This is a genomic window from Agrobacterium sp. CGMCC 11546 (assembly GCF_013365515.1).
Taxonomy (GTDB): Bacteria; Pseudomonadota; Alphaproteobacteria; order Rhizobiales; family Rhizobiaceae; genus Agrobacterium; species Agrobacterium fabrum.
In genome coordinates, this window is the sequence record NZ_CP047387.1 from 149,194 (window position 1) to 170,956 (window position 21,763).

Genomic DNA, 21,763 nt, shown 5'->3' on the forward strand with positions numbered 1-21,763 from the left:
GGTGATCCCCCGCCCCTGAATTCAGGCGCAGAGCACCATCGCCCAATAGGGCCGGTTGCGGCTGGCGGCATCATAGGCAACCGCGACGCCGAGACCATTATAAGGCCCGAGCATGTTTTCGAGATGGTGCTGTGAGCCGATCCAGGCCTTCACCACCCGTTCCACGCTGTCCTGCCCCGCCGCCACGTTTTCCGCTGCCGGAAGCGGCACCTTGCCGTCCTTCATGCGGATGAGGAAACTGTCTGTCAGGCCGATCAGATGCTCCATCTTCTGCGCCTTGACCATGCGGCCGGCCTGATAGGCGGCGGCACCGCTGGCCGCCCCATTGATGGCGAGTGGCGCAAGCCCCTTCGAACGGCGTAGATCATTGACCATCGGCAGCGCCGCTGCCGTCTCATCGCGGGTGCCTGACGGCAGGCCCTTGTTGGTCGGCATGGAAACGCAGGCGGAAAGAACGGAGCCGGCGGAAATCAGCACGAAGCCGCGCCGGGTGAGCGTCTGAAGTGATGTATCGGTCATGTCAGCGGCGGTAGCTCAGAAGGCGCAGGATGATGAAAACGGGAATGACGATCGTGGCCCCGAGGAGCAGATAGTCGCCGATCGCGCCCAGCGCATGGAAACCGCTCCGCCACAGATCGACGACGAAATCGCGCGCGCTGTAGATAATGTTCCATGGCGTCAATCCGAAGATCGCCATCAGAAAGCCGACGAGCAATGAAACGACGAGCAGCTTCACCACGGTGCGGGCCACCGTATCACCCAGCATTTTGTTGACCTCACCGGCCATCAGCAAGTCTCCTGTTTTGTCCTGACATATGGGGCGCACCGCTTCGATGCAAGTTTTCACGCACTATATCGCGCCATATCAGCCAATTCCACGCGGGTGCCATGAAATAGGACTTGAGTTTTTTTATGTCTTGATAAATGACAGCCGGCATCTTCTCAGGAAATAATTGATGGCCCCAAACCAGTTTTCTTCCGGTGACGTCATTGCCGACCGCCGGGCGGACTATGCCCGCATGTTGGCGGAGAGCGGTGATTATCCCGCCGCCGCCGAACTTATGGAACAGGCGCTTGAACTTGCGCCACGGTGGACGGCGGGATGGTTTCGTTTCGGGGAGTATCACGAAAAGGCGGGGGAGACCGCAAAGGCGGTGGCGGCTTACGAGAAAGTCGCCGAACTGGATAGGGAAGGGCTGTTTGCAGCCGAACTGAAGCTCGCGGTTCTCGGCGCCGCGGAAACACCCGAACAACCGCCGAGCCGCTACGTGGAAGGGTTGTTCGACGATTACGCCGACCGTTTTGAAACCTCGCTTGTCGAGAAGCTGGATTACAGCGTCCCGCGGAAACTGGCGGAGCTGATCGCCAAGGCGGCAACAGGCGGCGCCTTCGACACCATTATCGATATCGGTTGCGGCACCGGTCTCCTCGGCATCGAAATCCGCTCTCTGGCAAAACGGCTCGAGGGTTTTGATATCTCCCAGAACATGCTTGCCAAGGCCGATGAAAAGGGTCTTTACGACCATCTCGGCCAGGCGGATCTTTCGCTCGAAGCGGAGGCTTCGGGGCTCTTTACCCCGGTACTCACGCAGCACCGCGCCGATCTCGTCGCCGCTGCCGATGTGATGATGTATCTCGGCAGTCTTGAAACCGTCATGCCGCTCGTTTCCGCCCTGCTCAAACCATCAGGCTTTTTCGCCTTCTCGGTGGAGGATGGGGGCGATGAGCAAGGTTTCGTCCTGCGGGAATCCCTTCGTTACGCGCACTCCAAGAGCTATGTGATCGATCTCCTTGAACGGTCGGGCTTTTCCCCCATGGAAATCCGCAAAACCACCATTCGCAAGGATGCCGGAAAACCCCTTTCCGGCATTCTCTTTCTTGCCCGCGCCAAAGCCTGAACATTCCGTTTCTTGCCTTTTTTACGATAGGTCAGGCTTACTTACGTATCCATCTTGATCAGGTGTTTTTTGCAGTGCAAAATGTGCCGGAAACCTGAGGGAAAAAGCGTGAGCACAACGAGAAGCGTTTACGGCATGTGGAGTTCCGATCCGGCCAGACATGCGCCGGTGGAAGACGTGCAGGGCATCGTCACCGGTGCCATCGTCTCGGCGCTCGGCTTTTATCTCTTGGCCAAGGTCGGTCTTTTGACCGGCGGCACGGCTGGCGTCGCCTTTCTCCTTCATTATGCCTTCGGCATCAGCTTTGGCCTGCTGTTCTTCCTCGTCAACCTGCCCTTCTATTATCTGTCGTTCCGCCGCCTCGGTCTCGCCTTTTCATGCAAGACCTTCATCGCCATCGGCCTTGTTTCGGTGCTGACGGAAGTGGAAGCGCGCTGGATGGTCATCGACAGCATCAACCCGCTCTGGGCGGCGCTGCTCGGTGGTCTGCTTCTGGGTTACGGATTGCTGGCGCTTTATCGCCACCGCGCCAGCCTCGGCGGCATCGGCATTCTGGCCATCTATATTCAGGATCGTTTCGGCATCCGCGCCGGTCTCATCCAGTTGGCCTTTGATGCCTGCGTCATGCTGTGCGCCTTCCTCGTCATCGATCCCGCAACCGTTGCCTATTCGATTGTCGGCGCTTTCGTCCTCAACATATTCCTCGCCATCAACCACCGCTCGGACAGATACATCGTCGTGCGTTAAGCCTGACCGCTTGAAATTTGTCGGGCTTGGGCGCAATAGCTGGGCAAGGTCGGGCCAGATCGGGCAAGTCAGGGGAAGATGCATGGACGATACCAGTGCGCGCAGGCGTTTGAACCTTTGGACATCAGCGCCCGATCGTCACTCGCTGCTGGAAGATGCACAGGCTATTCTGGCGGGCAGCATGCTGATTTCACTCGGTGTCACGCTGTTTTCCGCCGCAGGCCTTCTCACCGGCGGTGTGGTGGGTCTTGCGTTTCTGGCGCATTACGCCAGTGGGTTCAGCTTCGGTGCGGTCTTTTTTCTTGCCAACCTGCCGTTTTATTATCTGGCCTTCCGCCGTCTCGGCCTCGCCTTCACGGTGAAGACCTTCTGCGCCATCGCCACGACGGCGCTGCTGTCGGAATATATGCCGGGCTTTTTCGCTTTTGAGAGCATCAACCCGATTGCCGCTGCACTCTTCGGGGGACTGACGGTCGCCGCCGGCATGCTGGCGCTGTTTCGCCACCGCACCAGCCTCGGCGGTTTCGGCATATTGGCGCTTTATCTTCAGGATCGTTTCGGCTGGCGCGCCGGCCTCGTCCAGCTCGCTTTTGATGGCATGGTGCTCGCCTGCTCCTTCTTCGTCGCCACACCTTTTGTCATCCTCTGCTCCATTCTCGGCGCGCTGGTCATGAACCTCACGCTTGCCGTCAATCACAGAAACGACCGCTACATCGCCATGTAGCGGTCGGCCGTTGCGGTCAGGGTGGTTCAGGCTGCCTTTGCGGCGGCTTCGACCGGATGCTGTGAGCGGAAGCCGACGGCGATGCGGTTCCAGGTGTTGATCGCGCCGATGGCAACCGTGATCTTCACGATCTCCTCATCGGAAAAATGCGCCCTCAGCGTCTCGAAGGCGTCATCCGGCGCGCCGGTTTCGGCAATCTTCGTCACCGCATCCACCCACCCGAGCAGCGCCCGTTCCTGCTCGGTATAAACAGGGGATTCCCGCCACACGCTCATCAGGTTGATCCATTGCTCTGAAAGCCCGTCATGGCGGCTTTCCTTCACATGCATGTCCACGCAGAAAGCGCAGCCATTGATGATCGAGGCACGGAGCTTGATGAGGTGAATGAAGCGGTGCTCAAGGCCGCTGCTCTGAACGTAGTTTTCCAGAGCCATGACGGCTTTGAAGGCTTCGGGGGATGCCTTGGCATAGTTGATACGGGTTTTCATGCGTCTCTCCATTGGTTGGGATAGGTTGAAGTCATGCGTCATCGGTCCGGAAAGCGGTAAGGCTGTCCGGGAACGTGATTGGTGGTTATTCGGGTCCTGTTTAGAGTTCAGCGCGTCGTCGTCTTGCGCTCGTTCATGTCGAGGAAGGCGCAGCCGCGCGCGGCAATTCCACCATCGTCATTGGCGGCAAGATCACCCAGAATGTCGGCGATTGTGGTTTTGGCCAGTTCCGCCCGGTAGACCTTTTCCGCTTTCAGCATTGCGGCATTGATACCGCAGGGCTTGGTGAAATAGCGCCCCGGCAAGGGGTTCGGACCGCGCTGGCGAATTTCCGCGCAGCGGAAGGCAGGCTGCGGCCCCTCGACCGCAAGCACGATATCAAGCAACGTGATCTTGTCGGTTGCCCGCGCCAGGCGGTAACCGCCCTTCGGTCCCGGCACGGTGGTGACGATGCCGGCGTTGGATAGCGACTGCAGGTGCTTCAGCAGATAGCTCGTGGAAACGCCGTGGAATTCCGCGAGCGCCGCCGCCGAAAGCACGCCGCCTTCGGAAAGTCCCGCCAGCATGCTCACGCTGTGAATGGCCTGTTCGACGCCGTCTCCGAGTTTCATCGGTCTTCTCGCATTGTTGTCTTGTTATCGTGGATATTATTTATCCATGATTATGCTTTCCTGTCAAGCCGACGCGTTGCGCTCTTCTTTTTTGCAGCTTTTTCACTACCTTGAAGCGGTGAACCATATCGAGTCCCCCACGTCCGGCACGCATGTCGGCACCTTGCCCCTTCCATTCCAGAAATGGTTTGTAGAAAAGGGATGGTCTCCGCGCGCCCATCAGCTAGAATTGATGGCGCGGGCGCGGGGCGGTGAAAACATGCTGCTGATCGCGCCGACGGGGGCCGGCAAGACGCTCGGCGGTTTTATGGCGTCGCTCACCGATCTGGCGGAGCGCGGCAAGGTGCCGCCCGGCTCCGGTTTTGTCGGCGTGCACACGCTCTATATTTCGCCTCTGAAGGCGCTTGCAGTGGATATCGAGCGCAATCTCACCAGACCCGTTTCCGAAATGGGCCTGCCGATTGTGATCGAAACCCGCACGGGCGATACGCCGCAGGCCAAACGCCAGCGCCAGAAGGTGAAGCCACCCGATATACTGCTGACAACACCGGAGCAGGTCTCGCTGCTGCTTGCCAATAAGGAAGCCGAGCGGTTTTTCCGCGATCTGAAATATGTGGTTCTTGACGAACTGCATTCCCTCGTCACTTCCAAACGCGGCCACCTGCTGTCGCTGGCGCTCGCACGGGTGCGTCGGCACGCTCCTGACGTGCGCTTCATCGGCCTTTCGGCCACGGTGGCGGAGCCGATGGATCTGCGTCGTTACCTTGCGCCACAGGGGCAAGGTGAGCCGCCGGCCGGCCTCATCACGGTGGAGGGCGGAGCAAAACCGGACATTTCCATTTTGCACACGGAAGAACGCATTCCGTGGTCTGGCCACTCCGCGCGTTATGCCGGCAAGGACTTATACGAGGCGTTGAAGCAGCATCAGACGACACTGGTCTTCGTCAACACGCGCTCACAGGCCGAACGGGTCTTCCAGGAACTGTGGACCGTCAATGACGACAATCTGCCGATTGCGCTGCATCACGGCTCGCTGGATGCCGGCCAGCGCCGCAGGGTGGAGGCGGCCATGGCGGAGAACAAGTTGCGCGCCGTCGTTGCCACCTCGACGCTGGATCTCGGCATAGACTGGGGCGATGTCGACCTCGTCGTGCATGTCGGTGCGCCTAAAGGGGCAAGCCGCCTTGCCCAGCGCATCGGCCGTTCCAATCACCGCATGGACGAGCCGTCAAAGGCGATCCTCGTTCCCGCCAACCGTTTCGAGGTGATGGAGTGCCGGGCAGCGCTGGATGCCAATTACATCGGCGCGCAGGATACGCCGCCGATTGCCGAAGGCGCGCTCGATGTTCTGGCCCAGCATGTGCTCGGCATGGCCTGCGCCGAACCCTTCGATGCGGATGAACTTTATCGCGAAGTCACCAGCGCCTCGCCCTATGCCGACCTGCCGCGCGCTACCTTCGACCGGGTGGTGGATTTCACCGCGACAGGCGGTTACGCGCTACGCACCTATGAGCGTTATGCCCGCATCCGCCAGATGAAGGATGGCCGCTGGCGCGTTTCCAATCCGGCTGTCGCCCAGCAATATCGCCTGAACCTCGGCACCATCGTCGAGGCGGCGGAACTCAATGTCCGCATGGTCAAGCGCAATGCCAAGGGCACGGTCGGGCGCGGCGGCATGTCGCTCGGCAAGGTCGAGGAATATTTCCTCGAGCAGCTGGTGCAGGGCGATACATTCCTGTTCGCCGGCAAGGTTCTGCGCTTCGAAGGCATCCGCGAGAATGAATGCCTGGTGTCGCAAGCCTTTTCCATGGACCCGAAAATACCCTCCTATGCTGGCGGCAAGTTTCCGCTTTCCACCTATTTGGCGGATCAGGTGCGCTCCATGCTTGCCGATCCCGCCCGCTGGCAGGCGCTGCCGGATCAGGTCCGCGACTGGCTGGAAATCCAGAAGGAAAAGTCGATCATTCCCAAGCGCGACGAGTTGCTGGTGGAGACATTCCCGTTCCGCAAACGCTTCTTCATGGTCATGTATCCCTTCGAGGGACGGCTGGCGCACCAGACGCTCGGCATGCTTCTGACGCGGCGGCTGGAGCGCGCGGGCGCAAAACCGATGGGTTTCGTCGCCACCGATTACTCGCTCGCCATATGGGCCATGGAGGATATCGGAATGCGGCTGAAATCCCGCCGCCTGTCGCTGGCGGACCTTCTCGACGAGGACATGCTGGGCGACGATCTGGAGGCGTGGCTGGATGAGTCCTTCATGCTGAAACGCACGTTTCGCAATTGCGCAGTCATCTCTGGCCTCATCGAGCGCCGTCATCCGGGCAAGGAAAAGACCGGCCGGCAGGTCACGGTCTCCGCCGATCTTATCTATGACGTTCTTCGCAGCCATGAGCCGGATCATATCCTGCTGGAAGCCACGCGGCGGGATGCGGCGGCGGGACTTTTGGACATTGGCCGTCTTGGCGATATGCTGAAGCGAATCAAGGGCCACACCACCCATCGCGCGCTGGAGCATGTCTCGCCGCTCGCCGTTCCGGTGATGCTGGAAATCGGCCGCGAAACGGTGGCAGGCGAGGCGATGGACGATGTGCTGGCCGAAGCGGCCGACGAGCTGATCGCCGAAGCCATGTCCTGAACGATGAAATTGGAATGAAGGAACGACCACACAAGTGCTGAGCCGGCTGACATTGAGCGACAGGTTTTCAAATGGCTTCGAATGCCTCGGCAGCGAAACCGCCATCCATGGCGTCGCTGCCTGGTGCGATCCTTTGGGCGGGCTCTACCTGCCGGACCTGTCACTGCTCGTCGTCTCCGACCTGCATCTGGAGAAGGGGGCTGCTTTCGCCCGGCGCGGCCGCATGCTGCCGCCCTACGACACCATTGCTACGCTTAAAATCCTGTCCTCGCTCGTCAGCCGCTACGATCCGAAGATCGTCGTCAGCCTCGGCGATAATTTCCACGATCGCGTCGGCTCGCAGCATCTGCCGCTGCCGCTGCGCGAACTCATCCGCGAAATGGCCCGCGGCCGCGAATGGATATGGATCAACGGCAATCACGATCCCGATGGTACGGTCGACTTGCCGGGCTCGTCGGTGGATGAGATGTTTTACGGTAATCTCGTCTTCCGCCACGAGCCGAAAGTGGGAGAGGCAGCCGGCGAAATTGCAGGCCACCTGCATCCCTCCGCCACGGTTCGCCGTCGTGAGAAGACGGTGCGGCGGCCCTGTTTCGCCACCGACGGTTCACGGCTTTTGATGCCCGCTTTCGGGGTCATGAGCGGCGGGCTGGATCTGCGGCACAAGGCCATGCGTGGTCTCTTCGATCACACGGCACTCGTTGCGCATTTGATGGGGAGGGACCGCATCTATTCGGTGCGGTTTTCAAATCTGCTCGGCTGAGCGCATCTCGTCCAGCCCCGCCTATTGGCGATAGACCAGCACCGGTATCTTCGAGTTCTTCAGCACCTTTGCCGTGACGCTGCCGAGCAGCATCTCGATGAAACTCCTGCGCCGATGCGAGGCCATGGCAATGAGGTCGCAGCCGGTCCTGTCGGCGATTTCGATGATCGCCTCATCCGGCCGTCCCGCCCTTGCTAGCAGGGCCTCGCAATCCAGTCCCATGGCGGCGGCATGCGCCTGCGTATCGCGCAGCAGATGCTCCGCCTCTTCGCAGCGGTGGAATTCTTCTTCGGCAATGGCGGCAATGTCTTCGACGTCGCTCGCAATTACATGAAAGGGTTCCGATACCGTCACGACGGTCACCTTTGCGCCTGCCTCTCTGGCGAGAGCGAACCCTTGGTCGATTGCGATCTGCGCCAGCGGCGAGCCATCGGTGGGAATGAGAATGTGCTTGAACATGACATTTCTCCTTTTCATCCCGGTCACAACAGCGCTTGTTGCCATGATCGGCGCGCGCGGTTGTAACGTCTTGAATTTTACCGCAAACCGATGACGGAAGCGAATGCTATCTTTGGCGGAAAGGGCGGCGTGCGCCCGATTTTGCGAGAGGAACGATCAGTCCTTGCGGAAGATGATGCTGGCGCCCCAGCCCGTCACGACCGCCAGGAGAACGCAGAGTGCGCCATAGGCAAGCGGCGTCTGATGCGCCGCATCGGTGATCGCCTGTTCCATGCCGGTCTTGACGACACGCAGCTTCAATTCGCGCTGGGCGATGAATTTGCCGCTCTTGAAGAGATAGGCGCGGGCGGTGTGCACCCCGTTCGGCACGTTGGCAGGCAGGCGCAGCGTCGCCCAGAACAGGCCGGTACGTTCCAGCCGCACCCCGGTCGTGTCGTTGCGATAGATCCCGCTCGAAAGCTTGAGCCGACGATAGGCCTCCTGGAAATCGAAGACATTGTCGGGCACGCCGGAGAAAACGGCACTTTTGAGTGACAGATGATCGACGCCGAGCCCCATGGCGCGCAGCGTTCCGGGCGAGGCGACGTCGTTGATATTGCGCGTGCTGGCCATGGAGTAGGATTCCGGCAGCGGCGTGAAGGTAATGGCACTGGTATTGATCCAGATGCCTGCCACACGCTGCTTCTTGCGCACGGTCATATAGTCGCTCGGCCCTTCCAGCGTCACGACGATATCATACTGCCCGATGGCCAGCAGCAGCTGGTCGGTATTGTTGAGCGCGCCGAAGAGGGTGAAGTCCGCACCGCGAAAATCGGATGCGATGGGTATTTCGGTCGTCGATGCACCGATTTCGATATTTTCCTGCAACGGCCGCTGTTGCGGCCCGGGCGGCAGGGCAAGCGGCGGCGTCTGCGCCGAGGCCGTTTCGCCAAAGGCAAGGAAGGGCAACAGAAAAAGAGCGGCGAGCAGCGGGCGGAAGGTCAATAGCCGAGCCCCCCCACGGCCACCGAAAACAGGTCTTCCGGCCGCACCACCAGCGAGACGGCAAGGCGAAGCGCGACGGCAAGGACGAGAAGGGCAAGCAGCGCGCGCAGCTGTTCACCGCGCAGTTTCTGGCCCACGCGCACGCCATATTGCGCGCCGATGACGCCAGCCACCATCAGGATGAAGGCAAGCACCACATCGACGGAATAATTGGTCGCGGCCTGAACGACGGTCGTATAGGCGGTCACGAAGATGATCTGGAACAGCGAGGTGCCGACAACCACGCTGGTGGGGATGCGCAGCAGATAGATCATCGCCGGCACCATGATGAAGCCGCCGCCCACACCCATGATCGAGGTAAGGATGCCGATGCCGAAGCCAAGCGCAACGATGGGAATGATGCTGAGATAGATCTTCGATTTCTTGAACCGCATTTTCAGCGGCAGGCGATGAACCCAGTTGTGATGGCCCGGCCGACGCAGCGTCACGGTTTCATTGCGAGCGGCGCGGCGAAGCGCCGAAATGCTTTCCTTCAGCATCAGCGTGCCGACGGTGCCGAGCAGGATGACGTAAAGCAGTGAAACGATGAGATCGAGCTGGCCGATGCTGCGCAGGAAGGAGAATATCCACACGCCGACCGTGGCGCCCACGAGACCGCCCACGAGCAGCACGGTGCCGAGCTTTATATCAAGCGTTCCGCGCCGGAAATGCGTGATCGAGCCGGAGACGGAGGAAGCAACCACCTGGTTTGCGCCGGTCGCGACGGCGACCACGGGCGGAATATTGTAGAAGATCAGCAGCGGGGTGATAAGAAAGCCACCACCCACGCCGAACATGCCGGACAGAAAACCGACGGCCGCGCCCATGCCGAGAATGATGAAAATATTCACCGACAGTTCTGCGATCGGCAGATAGACAGTCACGGCTCGGACCTCGGGCAAATGGTTCCGGGCGACAGGGCCTGTCCGGGTGAGGGGGCCGCGCCGCGATTTATACTTTCTGTCTGAAAAGACCGGGCATGCCCGGCCTTCATCCGTCATGCCCGCGAGGGCCTGACCTGTCAACATTCAACGGTAAATACGTTGATAATTAGGAAAGATAGCGGCTGTGTGTCGGCAAGGGGCCACATTACCGCGCCGGGTGCGGCGAAAGCGGCCAAGGCGGCCGCTTCAGCGGTTCTTCAAGGCTTATTTGTTGCGGGCGAGCAGCGCGGTCACCAACTCGTTGGTGATACGTCCGTCCGGCGTCTGGCCCACGGATTTCTGGAAGTCCCTGATGGCCGTCACCGTGTTCTTGCCAAGCTTGCCATCCGGCTGGCCGGCATCGAAACCGTTCTTGTTGAGGATCGCCTGAATGTTGCGGATCGCCTTTTCCATGTCCACGGAGGCAGTCTTCACGCCCTCCTTGCCGGCCCATTCCTCAGGCGGGTTGACGCTGTTGGCGTCGTCCGAAAGCGGCTTCACCTTCCAGACGTCCACCTTGGCCTTGGCGCTCTGCAGCTGCTGCGGGCTCATCGCGCCTGCAACCTCGTCGCGCTTCTGGGCGGCATCAGCATCGCCATCCTTGGCGGCAATGGCGAACCACTTGTAGGATTCCTCGATATCCTGCTTCACGCCGCTGCCACGGGCGTAGAGAATGGCGAGGTTGAACTGGCTGTCACGAACGCCGAGTTCGGACGCCTTGATGAACCATTGTGCAGAGGTGGCGAAATCCGGCTGGCCGGCCGCGTCTGAGGCGAGCAGGACTGCGAGATTGTGCATGGCGCCGGCATTACCCTGTTCGGCAGCCAGCGTGTAATAGCGCTTCGCTTCGACAAGATTGCGCTCGACGCCATTCGCCTTCTCGTAAAGATTGGCGAGACGATATTGCGCGGGGGCAAGGCCACGATCGGCCGCCATCTTGTACCACTTTGCAGCTTCCGCACGGTCGGCGGTTACGCCGCGGCCATCGGTGTAGCGTGCCGCAATCTCGAACAGCGCCTGCGTGTCGCCCTTGGCGGCCGCTTCGGCAAGCGATGCGGGCTCTATGCCGGCCGGAACCGCAATGGTGTCCTGCGCAGGAATAGTCGTGGTGGCGACCTCAGTCGGTTTCGGCCCTTCGTTCTGCGCGACGGTGTCGGACTTTGCGGGGTCTACTGCGAGAAAATCGGCAACCGGCGGCTCATCCGGCAGCGGCGCGCCGCCGATGGTGCGGTTATCGATGATGTTCTGCGCCGGTGCGGCATTTTCGATACTGTCGGCCGAGGCAGCCTGTTCCGGATCGATGGCAAGACCGGAGGGAATGGTCACAGCCTTGTCGCCGGTTTCGGGAAGCGCGGAAACCGGGCCCTGGTCCGTCTTCTGCTCTATGACCGGTGCCGGAGCTTCCGCGCCGCCGATCAGCGTCTTGACGAGCGGCATGGCCATCATCGCCAGAAGAATGGCGCCTATGCCGAGCAGCAGTGGCCGACGATAACGCGAAAGTGCCGACGTGTCGGCCTTGCGGCTCTTCTTGCCGGTATCCAGCTTCTCCGGCGATGTCTCCATGGCGGCGGCCTGGGCGGCGCGGCGGGCGGCGGCGATGAAATCCGTCCGTCCTTCCGCATCCGCGGCCTTGCCGGCGCCTGCGACCTGGCTGGCACGCACACGTTCGAGGATTTTCTTGATATCGGGCGCACCCGAGCCCGGTTCCAGAAGTTCATTCTCCTGGCCAGCAGGCAGAACGTCGATCGGATCGAGCGACGGGGCGGGCTCAACCTGCGTGCGGGCGGAGGAGGCCGATACGGGTTCTTCCTTGGCCTTTGCGGGCTTCGCCGTGCTTGTCTTGAAACGCTTCGTCAGGCCGGCGAGCAGGCTCTTCCGTTCCGCTTTTGCGGGCTTGGCGGCAGCCGGCGGTACGATCGCGGTCGCATCGTTTTCGCTGACATCATCGAGAATGGCCTGCTCTTCGGCGATATAGCCGTCTGCCGGGAAAACGGCGGCCGGCATGGCCGCGTCTTCGCGGCTGGCGGCAACCATGTGCTGCGCGACGTTACGGGGAGCGTCTTGGCGATAGGCGGGCGCGCTGTCGAGATTGTCCAGACGGCCGGCAATCTGCACCAGCGTCTCGTGCAGCGCCTCGAAGGTGCGGTGCGTGCGCTCTTCGGTGTTGCGGCTCAAGGCTTCGAGACTGCGCAGATCGGTGGCGAGATCGGTCAGCATCGTCATGTCGGCGAGGTTTGCGCCGGCCGAGAGATTGTTGCGTGTATAGGCGTCGAGAACGGCCTCGGCTGCCTGCCGTGCCGCTTCGATGATATATTCGTCGTTCGACGCCATATAGTCTTCGATCGCCGCCATACGGACGTCGAGTTCAGGGGATATGCCGGCCGCCTGCACCTGCACCGGCTGGCTGATCAGCGTTGAGAGATGGGCGATCTGGTTTTCGAGGCTGGCCAGCGCGCGGCTATCGGCAGGAGCTGCATGGGCGGTCTCATCCAGGCGGGCGGCGATCGTGCCGAGCCGTTCTTCCAGACGGGAAAAAGCGCTTTCGCTGAGACCCGAAGCCGGTTGCGGCTGGCTGTAGCGATAATCGAGGTCCTCGATCCGCCGGGAGAGCAGGTCGAGCCGTTCGGCGAGGCCGTCATTGATAGCGCCGTGATCCAGCGCATCGATCTTGCGGGAGATATCGCTGAGGAAAGATGTCAGTTCCGCCTGCTGCGTCGGGCGCTGCGACCGTTCCAGCAGCAACGACAGCTGGTCCAGCCGGTCATGCAGTTGCGCGGCGTCACGCGCGGTACTCAGCTCATCGATCTTGCCGGAGAGCGCTTCGAGGCGGGCGGTAAGGTCGGGCGCCGGTTCCGGCTTGGCGGCGGCGAGGCGGTTGATGTCGCCGAGCTGTTCGGCAAGGCCGTTCAGCCGGGTCTCCAGCCGCTGTGCCAGCGCGTTGTCCGTGGCCTGCGCATTGGCGCGTGTGCCGGTTGCGGCAATGGCGCGGCTGATTTCGTCCAGCCGCTGGTCGAGACCGGAAAACTGTTCGGTAAAGGCGGCCTCGTTGGGCTGCATGTGCTTGCCAAGCTGCTCCACGGCGCTGGCAATGGTGATGAGCTTTTCCTCGAGCACGCGCACGGCGGGATTGTTGCTCATGCCGCCGAGTTGCGTCTTGATGTCATCGAGACGATAGGCGAGCGAAACGATCTCATCCTGCAGCGAGGCCGCATCGAAACCGCGCAGCGTGTCTTCCACATTGTTCCAGCGGCTTTCGATCCGGTGCACGCTGTCTTCGCGCGCAAGCTGGTCGATCGTCAGGCGCAGGTCTTCGAATTCGTTACGCAGCCCATAGGCGTCAGGAGATGCCAGATTGCCGAGCTGGTCGATGCTGCCGGCAAGACGTGCGATGTCGTCGCGCAGATCGCCGATGAATTGCTGGTCTTCCGCCACCGCGCGAATATTGCGGATTTCGGCACGCAGCCCTTGCGCTTCGCGGGCAACGCCCTCGGCAATATCGTGTTTCAGCTCATGGCGAAGGTTGACCAGCGCCTGCGCGATCTCCTGCAGGGCTGCATCATTGCGCTGCTGTTCCTGATAGGGCGGAATGGCGCGGGCACGCGGCGCGGGAGCGGCCGTTTGCTGCGTGTCCCTTGAACCATATTCCGGTGCGAGCGGCCGGGTAATCGTCCGTTCCGGGCGGGCAACGGGTTCCTGCGGACGCTGGAAGCTCGCTTCGAGAAGACGCTGGCGCTGCCGGATTTCGTTGACGGGATCGAGCTGCGGCGGTGTGACGGCGGCGCGGGGCTCGCGCGGCGCAGCATAGGCCTCGTTTTTCGGTTCCGGCGGGGTGCTCGCAGCGCGCGGCTCACGCGGAAACTTCTGGCTCATCAACCCTTCAATACGGGCTTCAAGGCCTTCAATGGTGCGATTGAGCGCATCAAGAGACGATCTGTCGCTTGGCTGTTGGGTTTTCGATCGCAATCCGTTCATCTTTTCGCTCGCTTCGCTTCCGCCCGCCGTGCCCGGTTTTCTGTCGCGACGTTGCCTGTCTCGACAGGCTGTCGCCGCAACATGTCGCAATTCCAGAGCCGGTATTTGCCCCCTTGGAGGAAAATGCGCCGCTGAACGAAGCAGTTACCTCTTGTCGGAGAATTCACGAAACGTGGTAAAGAAGTGGTTAACTATGGTTGGAATTTTTTAACTTTTACGGCTGAGGGCGCGCTTACGTCGGGCAAGGTGTCAGTGGGGGCCAAAAGGGAGGGCGATATTCAGCGGAAATTTGTTTGACGTTTACGCGCACGTCAAATATTGTCATGGCATATCGGCCGGACTGGCTCCGGCGCCCACGATGCGGAGGAACATCGGTAATGCCTGTTTACAAGGCCCCAGTCAAAGACACGCTTTTTATCCTGAACGACGTTCTCGGCCTCGAGCGGTATAACAACCTGCCAGGCTTTGAAGATGCAACCCCCGACATGATCGAGGCAATCACGGGCGAGGCGGCGAAGCTTGCCGAAGAGCGGCTTTTCCCGCTCAACCTTTCCGGTGACCAACAGGGCTGCAAACGCGCCGATGATGGCTCGGTTTCCGTGCCTGATGGTTTCAAGGCTGCTTATGACGCCTATTGCGAGGGCGGCTGGATCGGCCTTGCCGTGCCTTCCGAATTTGGCGGGCAGGGGCTTCCCTATACGTTGCATGCGGCGATCGGCGAATATATGTCGTCCGCCAACCTGTCGCTGATGATGTATCCCGGCCTGACGCAGGGCGCGATTGCTGCCGTTCTCGTGCATGGCACACAGGAACAGAAGGAAACCTATCTGCCGAAGATGGTGGAAGGCACATGGTCCGGCACCATGAACCTCACCGAACCCCATTGCGGCACCGATCTCGGCCTGCTGCGCACCAAGGCTGTGCCGCAGGGCGACGGCAGCTATAAAATATCCGGCCAAAAGATCTTCATCTCTGCCGGCGAACATTCCATGACTGATAATATCGTCCATCTGGTGATTGCCCGCATCGAAGGCGCGCCTGAAGGCACCAAGGGCATTTCGCTGTTCATCGTGCCGAAGTTCCTAGTGAAGGAAGACGGTACGCTTCGTGAGCGCAACGGTGTTACCTGTGGCGCGATCGAGCACAAGATGGGCATCCACGGCAACGCCACCTGCGTTATGAACTATGACGATGCGACGGGTTATCTCCTGGGTGCGGAGAACAAGGGCCTCTCTGCCATGTTCGTGATGATGAACGAGGCCCGCCTCGGCGTTGGCCTGCAAGGTCTTTCCGTGGGTGAGATCGCCTATCAGAACGCCGTCGAATACGCCCGTGAGCGCATTCAGGGCCGCTCGCTGTCTGGCGCCAAGTTTCCGGACAAGAAGGCCGATCCGATCATCGTGCACCCCGACATCCGCCGCACGCTGATGACCATCAAGGCCTATAACGAGGCCGGCCGCGCCTTCCTGCTGTGGACCGCGCTGCAATCCGATATCGCCCACCGTGCCGCTGACGAGAAACAGCGCCAAGTGGCGGATGACCTGCTCGGCCTCGTCACACCGATCCTCAAAGGCGTGCTGACCGACAAGGGCTTCGACCATGCCGTGATGGCGCAGCAGGTCTTTGGCGGCCATGGCTACATCGAGGAACATGGCATGAGCCAGTATGTCCGCGATGCGCGCATCACGATGATCTATGAAGGCGCGAACGGTATTCAGGCGCTCGATCTCGTCGGCCGCAAGCTCGGCATGAATGGCGGCCGCGCCGTCATGGCGCTGTTCAAGGAAATCGGTGATTTCTGCGAGGAAAACCGTGCTGATGAAAAGCTCAGCCTTTACACAAAGGGCCTGAAAAAGGGCTTGAACGACCTGCAGGCCGCAACCATGTGGTTCATGCAGAATGCCATGGCCAAGCCCGACAATGCCGGTGCCGGTTCGACCGACTACATGCACCTCTTCGGCATCGTGGTGCTGGGTTACATGCAGGCGCGCATGGCGAAAGCCGCTAGCGAAGCGCTTGCGGCCGGCAGCACTTCGGACGAGGATTTCCTCAAGACCAAGCTTGTCACGGCGAAGTTTTACATGGAGCGCATCATGCCGGAAACGGCGCTGCGCAAGGCCCGCATCGAAACCGGCGCGGACACCATGATGGAACTGGCTGCGGAAGCGTTCTGAGACATCTGGCGTTTACGAGCGCCACAGGGAGAGAGTTTATGACCGACGTTTACATTTACGACCATGTCCGCACCCCGCGCGGACGCGGCAAGAAGGATGGCAGCCTGCATGAGGTGCCTTCCGTTCGCCTGGCCGCCAAGACGCTCGAAGCCATCCGCGATCGCAACGGACTTGATACATCCACGGTAGATGACATCATCATGGGCTGTGTCGATCCTGTCATGGATGCCGGCGCGGTGATCCCGAAGGCTGCTGCCTTCGAGGCCGGTTATTCCAACAGGGCGCCGGGCATGCAGATTTCGCGCTTCTGCGCCTCGGGTCTCGACGCCATCAATTTCGCGGCCGGCAAGGTCAAGGCGGGCTCGGACGATATCGTCATCGCCGGCGGAGTGGAAAGCATGTCGCGTGTCGGCATGGGCATGTCCGGCGGCGCCTGGTATATGGACCCCTCGGTCAACTTCCCGGCCTTCTTCATGCCGCAGGGCGTTTCGGCCGATCTCATCGCCACCAAATATGGTTTCTCGCGTCACGACGTCGACGCCTATGCTGTCGAAAGCCAGAAGCGTGCGGCGCATGCCTGGGAAAACGGCTATTTCAACAAGTCCGTGATTCCGGTGAAGGACCAGAACGGGCTGACGATCCTCGACCGCGACGAGCACATGCGCCCCGGCACGGACATGCAGGCGTTGGCTTCGCTCAACCCTTCCTTCCAGATGCCGGGCGAAATGGGCGGTTTCGAAGCCGTCGGCATCATGGCGCATCCGGAAGTGGAGCGTATCAACTACGTGCACCATGCGGGCAACTCATCGGGCATCGTCGATGGCGCTGCCGCCGTGCTGGTTGGTTCGAAGGCAGGCGGCGAGGCGATGGGCGTGAAACCGCGCGCCCGCATCAGGGCTTTCGCCAATATCGGGTCCGATCCGGCACTGATGCTGACCGGCCCGGTGGATGTGACCGAGAAGCTTCTGAAAAAGACCGGCATGTCGCTCGCCGATATCGATCTGTTTGAACTCAACGAAGCCTTCGCCGCCGTGGTCCTGCGTTACATGCAGGCCTTCGACATCAGCCACGACCGGATGAACGTCAATGGCGGCGCCATCGCCATGGGCCATCCGCTGGGCGCAACGGGCGCGATGATCCTCGGCACGGTGCTGGATGAACTGGAGCGGCGCGACCTCAACACCGCGCTCGTCACGCTCTGCATCGGCGCGGGCATGGGCACGGCGACGGTTATCGAGCGCGTTTGAATTTGCGGAGGGCAACCCAACCTCCTCACCCCTGTGCTTGTCACAGGGATCCAGCAGCGTCGCGTCTGCGGCGCGAAAGAGTCTTCCAGCCCAAAGACTTGGGCTGACTGGATTCCTGTGACGAGCACAGGAATGAGGGATCGGGAAGCCCGACGAAACGAAATTCAGGGAAGAGGAATCCCAAATGAGCACTTACACCAATTTCACCATCGAGACGGACGCAGACGGCATTGCCCTCGTCACCTGGGACATGCCGGAAAAATCCATGAACGTCTTCACGGCAGAGGTTCTTGAGGAACTGAACGCCATTGTCGATGCCACCGTTGCCGATGGCGCGGTCAAGGGTGTCGTCTTCACTTCGGGCAAAAGCAGCTTTTCCGGCGGTGCCGATCTGTCGATGCTGAAGTCCATGTTCGCCCTTTATAATGACGAAAAGGCGAAAAGCCCCGACGCTGCCGCGGCGAAGCTGTTCGAACTCGTCGGTCGCATGACGGGCCTGTTCCGCAAGATCGAGACCAATGGCAAGCCATGGGTCTCGGCCATCAACGGCACCTGCATGGGCGGCGCGTTTGAGCTTTCGCTTGCCTGCCATGGCCGCGTGGCCTCCAGTTCCAAGAGCCTCAAGATCGCCCTGCCGGAAGTCAAGGTTGGCATCTTCCCCGGCGCCGGCGGCACCCAGCGCGTCTCTCGCCTGACCGATGCACAATCCGCATTGCAGATGATGACGACCGGCCAGTCGCTGACCGGCGCACGCGCCAAGGCCATGGGGCTGGTGCATCAGGTGGTGGAGCCGGATCAGCTGGTCGCAACCGCAAAGCAGATGATCAAGGACGGCCTGAAGCCGGTCGCACCCTGGGATGAAAAGGGCTTCAAGGCGCCCGGCGGCGGCATCTGGACGCCGGCCGCAGCCCAGCTCTGGCCTGCCGCTCCCGCCATCCTGCGCCGCGAAAGCGCCGGCAACTACCCGGCGGCACTTGCCATCCTGAAATGCGTTTATGAAGGCCTGCAATTGCCCTTCGATACGGCGCTGAAGGTGGAGCAGCGTTATTTCACCGAAATCCTTCGCTCGAAGGAAGCCTTCGGCATGATCCGCTCGCTGTTCATTTCCATGCAGGAACTGAACAAGGGTGCGCGCCGCCCGGCCGGCCAGCCGAAGACGGAGTTCAAAAAGGTCGGCGTCGTCGGCGCGGGCTTCATGGGCGCTGCCGTGGCTTACGTCACCGCCGCAGCTGGCATCCCCGTCACGTTGGTGGATCGCGATCAGGAAGCGGCCGACAAGGGCAAGGGTCATTGCGAGGAAAGCGTCAAGGCCGCCATCGGCAAGAGCAGACTGACACAGGATGAGGGCAAGGCCCTGCTGGACCTCGTAACCCCGACATCCGACTACGCCGCGCTCGCCGATGCCGATCTCGTCATCGAAGCCGTCTTCGAAGACCGTGACGTGAAGAAGGCCGTCATCGAGGCCGTGGAAGCCGTGTTGCCCGAAGGCGCGATCTTCGCCTCCAACACCTCCACTTTGCCAATATCAGGGCTTGCGAAGAACTCGAAGCGCCCGACGGATTTCATCGGCATCCATTTCTTCTCGCCTGTCGAGAAGATGATGCTGACGGAAGTCATCCTCGGCAAGGAAACCGGCGACAAGGCGCTGGCCGTCGCGCTGGATTATGTCGCCAAGATCAGGAAGACGCCGATCGTCGTCAACGATACGCGCGGCTTCTTCGTCAATCGCTGCGTGCTGCGCTATATGGCGGAAAGCTACGACATGCTGATCGAAGGCGTGCCGGCCACGATGATTGAAAACGCCGCGAAATTTGCCGGCATGCCGGTCGGCCCACTGGCGCTGAATGACGAGGTGGCGATCGATCTTTCCTACAAGATCTTGAAAGCCACCGTTGCCGATCTCGGTGAAAAGGCCGTCGATCCGCGCCATATGGAACTGGTGAAGAAGCTGGTGGAAGGCGAAGGCCGCTTTGGCCGCAAGAACGCCAAGGGCTTTTACGACTACCCGCCAAAGCCCGCCAAAAAATCCCTCTGGCCCGGCCTGAAGGACCTCTATCCGCAGCAGAAGCCTGAAGACGTGGATATGGAAGTGCTGAAACAGCGCTTCCTCGTCACCGTGGCGCTGGAAGCCGCCCGCGCGGTGGAAGAAGGCATCGTCACCGATCCGCGTGAGGCCGATGTCGGCTCCATCCTCGGTTTCGGCTTCGCGCCCTATACCGGCGGTGCACTGTCCTACATAGACGGCATGGGCGTGAAGAATTTCGTCGCTCTGGCCGAGAAGCTCAGCGAAGCCTATGGTCCGCGCTTCCAGCCGACGCCGCTCCTGAAGGACATGGCGGCCAAGGGCGAGACCTTCTACGGTCGCTTCGACCCCTATGCCAGCGCCGCGAAGGCGGCATAAGGCACCAAGCCAGATCATCGAACAGGCCCTTCGGGGCCTGTTTTATTATGTGGATGCCATCGCTTTTCGTGCATCCTTTGCCGGGCTGAGGCGTTGAAAAGCGTGACCGGGCAAAACGCCCGCTGCCACACAATCAGTACGCCTCAGGAGACAGCGATGAAAGCACCACTGCGATCCCACGGTTTCGACAAGCCCTCGGACCTCGATGACCATCTGGCCGAACTGGACGAAGAGGCTGAGGCGATAGCTGCGGAAGCAAAGACGGAAAAAACCGCGGCCAAGAGGACGCGTGCTTCCCATGCCATCGATCCGTCGCTGCGCGCCGAACTGGAGGAGCTTCGCAAACAGCTCGACAAGATCCGCCGCGACGTCAAACGGCTGGAGGCCGCGCAGTATCCCCGCCACAGGCCCGCACAGCCGCACCATGAGCGTGACCGCGAGAATTCCCGCCTGATGACCGTGGTGCGCTCCGTCGCCGTCACCTCGCTCGCCAGCCGTATCTTTGCGTCTTCGCCCGTCATGGCGGCGCTGGTGGCCGTGGTGCCGTTCGCGCTTGGCCTTGCAGTCCGGCGCAGCGAAGGGTCATAGCCGCCGCCGGCGACGGCGGCCTCCGTTCAATCGGAGCAGCCTTGCGGGATCCCTGCGGCGACCGGATGTGTCAGCTCCGGCTGATGCCCGAGGGTGGATTCCCTTGCAATCCGGCTTTCGCCGGGCGCGCATTTCAGCCATCCACAGGCGCCGTGAAAAAACTGTCAAAAAACTTCGCGATGGCGCTTGCCATGTCCGAACAAGATGTTATAACCCCGCTCACTTTCGGGGCACCAAAACAGCCCTGACCGCCAAAAGCGGAGGTTCTTCAAGGACCTGAAGTGCCCGGATAGCTCAGTTGGTAGAGCAGCGGATTGAAAATCCGCGTGTCGGTGGTTCAAATCCGCCTCCGGGCACCATTTCTTTCAAGTTACCTTCTTGATGAATTCGTCGCTTGGTTTCTGTGCCGCTATTAGCGGTGCGCAAATTCTGATCAGCCGCCATCTCTTCCATATGCTTTTGACGGTGACGATATGCTAAGCCTGTTTGCCTTATCTGAGGAGAACAAGCCGGAATTGGATTGCGTCGCTAATCCAACTCTTCTACCGCACGACATCATGTATTTTGATGGCTTTCTCTCTTCAGAGGACGAGGCCTTCGTTGCGGACAGATTGGATGCTGGCGAGTGGAGCACGGAGCTGAAGCGTCGTGTGCAGCATTTCGGTTATCGTTATGACTATAAAGTGCGCGCTGTTACGCCAGATGCCTATCTCGGGCCTTTGCCGCCCTGGCTGGGCTTGTTCGCCGAACGATTAGTGGCGGATGGCTACTGCCGGACAGTGCCGGATCAAGTTATTGCGAACGAGTATCTTCCGGGGCGGGGGCCAGCGCGCATGTCGATTGTGTCCCCTGTTTTGACGATACGATCGTATCGATAAGCTTTTTATCCGCATGCGAGATGGTTTTCCGCGATTTGCGCGGACCGGGCATACGCAGCGTTCTGCTTCATCCTCGTTCAGGCGTACTGCTCAGGGGCTCCAGCCGCTACGATTGGACTCATGAAATCCCGGCTCGCAAATCAGATATTGTTAACGGGGTAAGGACCGCCCGAAGCAGAAGGATTTCCCTCACGTTCCGCAAGGTCCTGGGTTTGAAACGGCCCTGATC

19 protein-coding genes and 1 tRNA gene are annotated in these 21,763 nt (G+C 60.7%); 12 read left to right on the forward strand and 8 right to left on the reverse strand.

Annotation, left to right across the window (positions count from 1 at the left end):
- Positions 1 to 21 precede the first annotated feature (21 nt).
- Positions 22 to 519, reverse strand: a complete 498-nt coding sequence (locus GSF67_RS00740) for a CAP domain-containing protein (RefSeq protein WP_006313315.1) — start codon at positions 517 to 519, stop codon at positions 22 to 24.
- 1 nt (position 520) lies between these two features.
- Positions 521 to 787 (reverse strand): DUF6460 domain-containing protein, encoded by a 267-nt coding sequence (locus tag GSF67_RS00745; RefSeq protein WP_006313314.1) that lies wholly within the window; start codon positions 785 to 787, stop codon positions 521 to 523.
- A 169-nt stretch (positions 788 to 956) separates the two neighbouring features.
- On the opposite strand from GSF67_RS00745, the gene GSF67_RS00750 reads away from it, so the two are divergent.
- From GSF67_RS00750 to GSF67_RS00760, 3 genes are all read left to right on the forward strand, one after another.
- Positions 957 to 1,898 (forward strand): class I SAM-dependent methyltransferase, encoded by a 942-nt coding sequence (locus GSF67_RS00750; protein WP_006313312.1) that lies wholly within the window; start codon positions 957 to 959, stop codon positions 1,896 to 1,898.
- A gap of 135 nt (positions 1,899 to 2,033) precedes the next feature.
- A complete protein-coding gene (locus GSF67_RS00755) occupies positions 2,034 to 2,645 on the forward strand; it encodes a YitT family protein (RefSeq protein WP_010970933.1) in 612 nt (203 codons plus the stop codon).
- A gap of 82 nt (positions 2,646 to 2,727) precedes the next feature.
- Positions 2,728 to 3,369: a YitT family protein gene (locus tag GSF67_RS00760; RefSeq protein WP_006313307.1), complete on the forward strand. Its 642-nt coding sequence runs from the start codon at positions 2,728 to 2,730 to the stop codon at positions 3,367 to 3,369.
- 26 nt (positions 3,370 to 3,395) lie between these two features.
- Here GSF67_RS00760 and GSF67_RS00765 read toward each other — a convergent pair whose 3' ends face one another.
- Together GSF67_RS00765 and GSF67_RS00770 are read right to left on the reverse strand one after the other, a co-directional pair.
- Complete coding sequence (locus tag GSF67_RS00765; protein ID WP_006313306.1) at positions 3,396 to 3,857, reverse strand: carboxymuconolactone decarboxylase family protein; 462 nt, start codon at positions 3,855 to 3,857, stop codon at positions 3,396 to 3,398.
- A 107-nt stretch (positions 3,858 to 3,964) separates the two neighbouring features.
- Positions 3,965 to 4,468, reverse strand: coding sequence for an Rrf2 family transcriptional regulator (locus GSF67_RS00770; RefSeq protein WP_006313305.1), 504 nt, complete (start codon positions 4,466 to 4,468; stop codon positions 3,965 to 3,967).
- A gap of 46 nt (positions 4,469 to 4,514) precedes the next feature.
- Between GSF67_RS00770 and GSF67_RS00775 the strand changes: the two genes are divergently transcribed.
- Complete coding sequence (locus GSF67_RS00775) at positions 4,515 to 7,106, forward strand: ligase-associated DNA damage response DEXH box helicase (protein ID WP_006313304.1); 2,592 nt, start codon at positions 4,515 to 4,517, stop codon at positions 7,104 to 7,106.
- A gap of 34 nt (positions 7,107 to 7,140) precedes the next feature.
- A complete protein-coding gene (gene pdeM, locus GSF67_RS00780; protein ID WP_006313303.1) occupies positions 7,141 to 7,869 on the forward strand; it encodes a ligase-associated DNA damage response endonuclease PdeM in 729 nt (242 codons plus the stop codon).
- Between the two features lie 21 nt (positions 7,870 to 7,890).
- On the opposite strand, the gene GSF67_RS00785 is transcribed toward pdeM, so the two are convergent.
- The 4 genes from GSF67_RS00785 to podJ form a co-directional block, all read right to left on the reverse strand.
- Positions 7,891 to 8,328, reverse strand: coding sequence for a universal stress protein (locus GSF67_RS00785; RefSeq protein WP_006313302.1), 438 nt, complete (start codon positions 8,326 to 8,328; stop codon positions 7,891 to 7,893).
- 156 nt (positions 8,329 to 8,484) lie between these two features.
- Entirely contained in the window at positions 8,485 to 9,312 is an 828-nt protein-coding gene (locus GSF67_RS00790) for a TIGR02186 family protein (RefSeq protein WP_006313301.1), read from the reverse strand.
- Positions 9,309 to 10,235 carry a sulfite exporter TauE/SafE family protein gene (locus GSF67_RS00795; RefSeq protein ID WP_006313297.1) on the reverse strand — a complete coding sequence of 309 codons (927 nt, stop codon included), beginning with the start codon at positions 10,233 to 10,235 and terminating at the stop codon, positions 9,309 to 9,311. The genes GSF67_RS00790 and GSF67_RS00795 overlap by 4 nt, the downstream gene beginning before the upstream one ends.
- Before the next feature lie 264 nt (positions 10,236 to 10,499).
- Positions 10,500 to 14,246: a cell division protein PodJ gene (gene podJ / locus GSF67_RS00800; RefSeq protein ID WP_083815895.1), complete on the reverse strand. Its 3,747-nt coding sequence runs from the start codon at positions 14,244 to 14,246 to the stop codon at positions 10,500 to 10,502.
- 377 nt (positions 14,247 to 14,623) lie between these two features.
- On the opposite strand from podJ, the gene GSF67_RS00805 reads away from it, so the two are divergent.
- From GSF67_RS00805 to GSF67_RS25980, 7 genes are all read left to right on the forward strand, one after another.
- Positions 14,624 to 16,420, forward strand: coding sequence for an acyl-CoA dehydrogenase C-terminal domain-containing protein (locus GSF67_RS00805; RefSeq protein ID WP_006313288.1), 1,797 nt, complete (start codon positions 14,624 to 14,626; stop codon positions 16,418 to 16,420).
- Between the two features lie 38 nt (positions 16,421 to 16,458).
- Positions 16,459 to 17,667: an acetyl-CoA C-acetyltransferase gene (locus GSF67_RS00810; RefSeq protein ID WP_006313286.1), complete on the forward strand. Its 1,209-nt coding sequence runs from the start codon at positions 16,459 to 16,461 to the stop codon at positions 17,665 to 17,667.
- A 184-nt stretch (positions 17,668 to 17,851) separates the two neighbouring features.
- Complete coding sequence (locus tag GSF67_RS00815) at positions 17,852 to 20,068, forward strand: 3-hydroxyacyl-CoA dehydrogenase NAD-binding domain-containing protein (protein WP_006313278.1); 2,217 nt, start codon at positions 17,852 to 17,854, stop codon at positions 20,066 to 20,068.
- Positions 20,069 to 20,224: 156 nt separating this feature from the next.
- Positions 20,225 to 20,656, forward strand: coding sequence for a hypothetical protein (locus tag GSF67_RS00820; RefSeq protein ID WP_006313277.1), 432 nt, complete (start codon positions 20,225 to 20,227; stop codon positions 20,654 to 20,656).
- Between the two features lie 283 nt (positions 20,657 to 20,939).
- Positions 20,940 to 21,015 (forward strand) — tRNA-Phe (locus GSF67_RS00825).
- A 114-nt stretch (positions 21,016 to 21,129) separates the two neighbouring features.
- Positions 21,130 to 21,534, forward strand: a complete 405-nt coding sequence (locus GSF67_RS25975) for an alpha-ketoglutarate-dependent dioxygenase AlkB (protein WP_006313276.1) — start codon at positions 21,130 to 21,132, stop codon at positions 21,532 to 21,534.
- On the forward strand, positions 21,522 to 21,761 hold the full coding sequence (locus GSF67_RS25980) for an alpha-ketoglutarate-dependent dioxygenase AlkB (protein WP_244399847.1): 240 nt from the start codon (positions 21,522 to 21,524) through the stop codon (positions 21,759 to 21,761). The genes GSF67_RS25975 and GSF67_RS25980 overlap by 13 nt, the downstream gene beginning before the upstream one ends.
- The last annotated feature ends 2 nt before the right edge of the window (positions 21,762 to 21,763 follow it).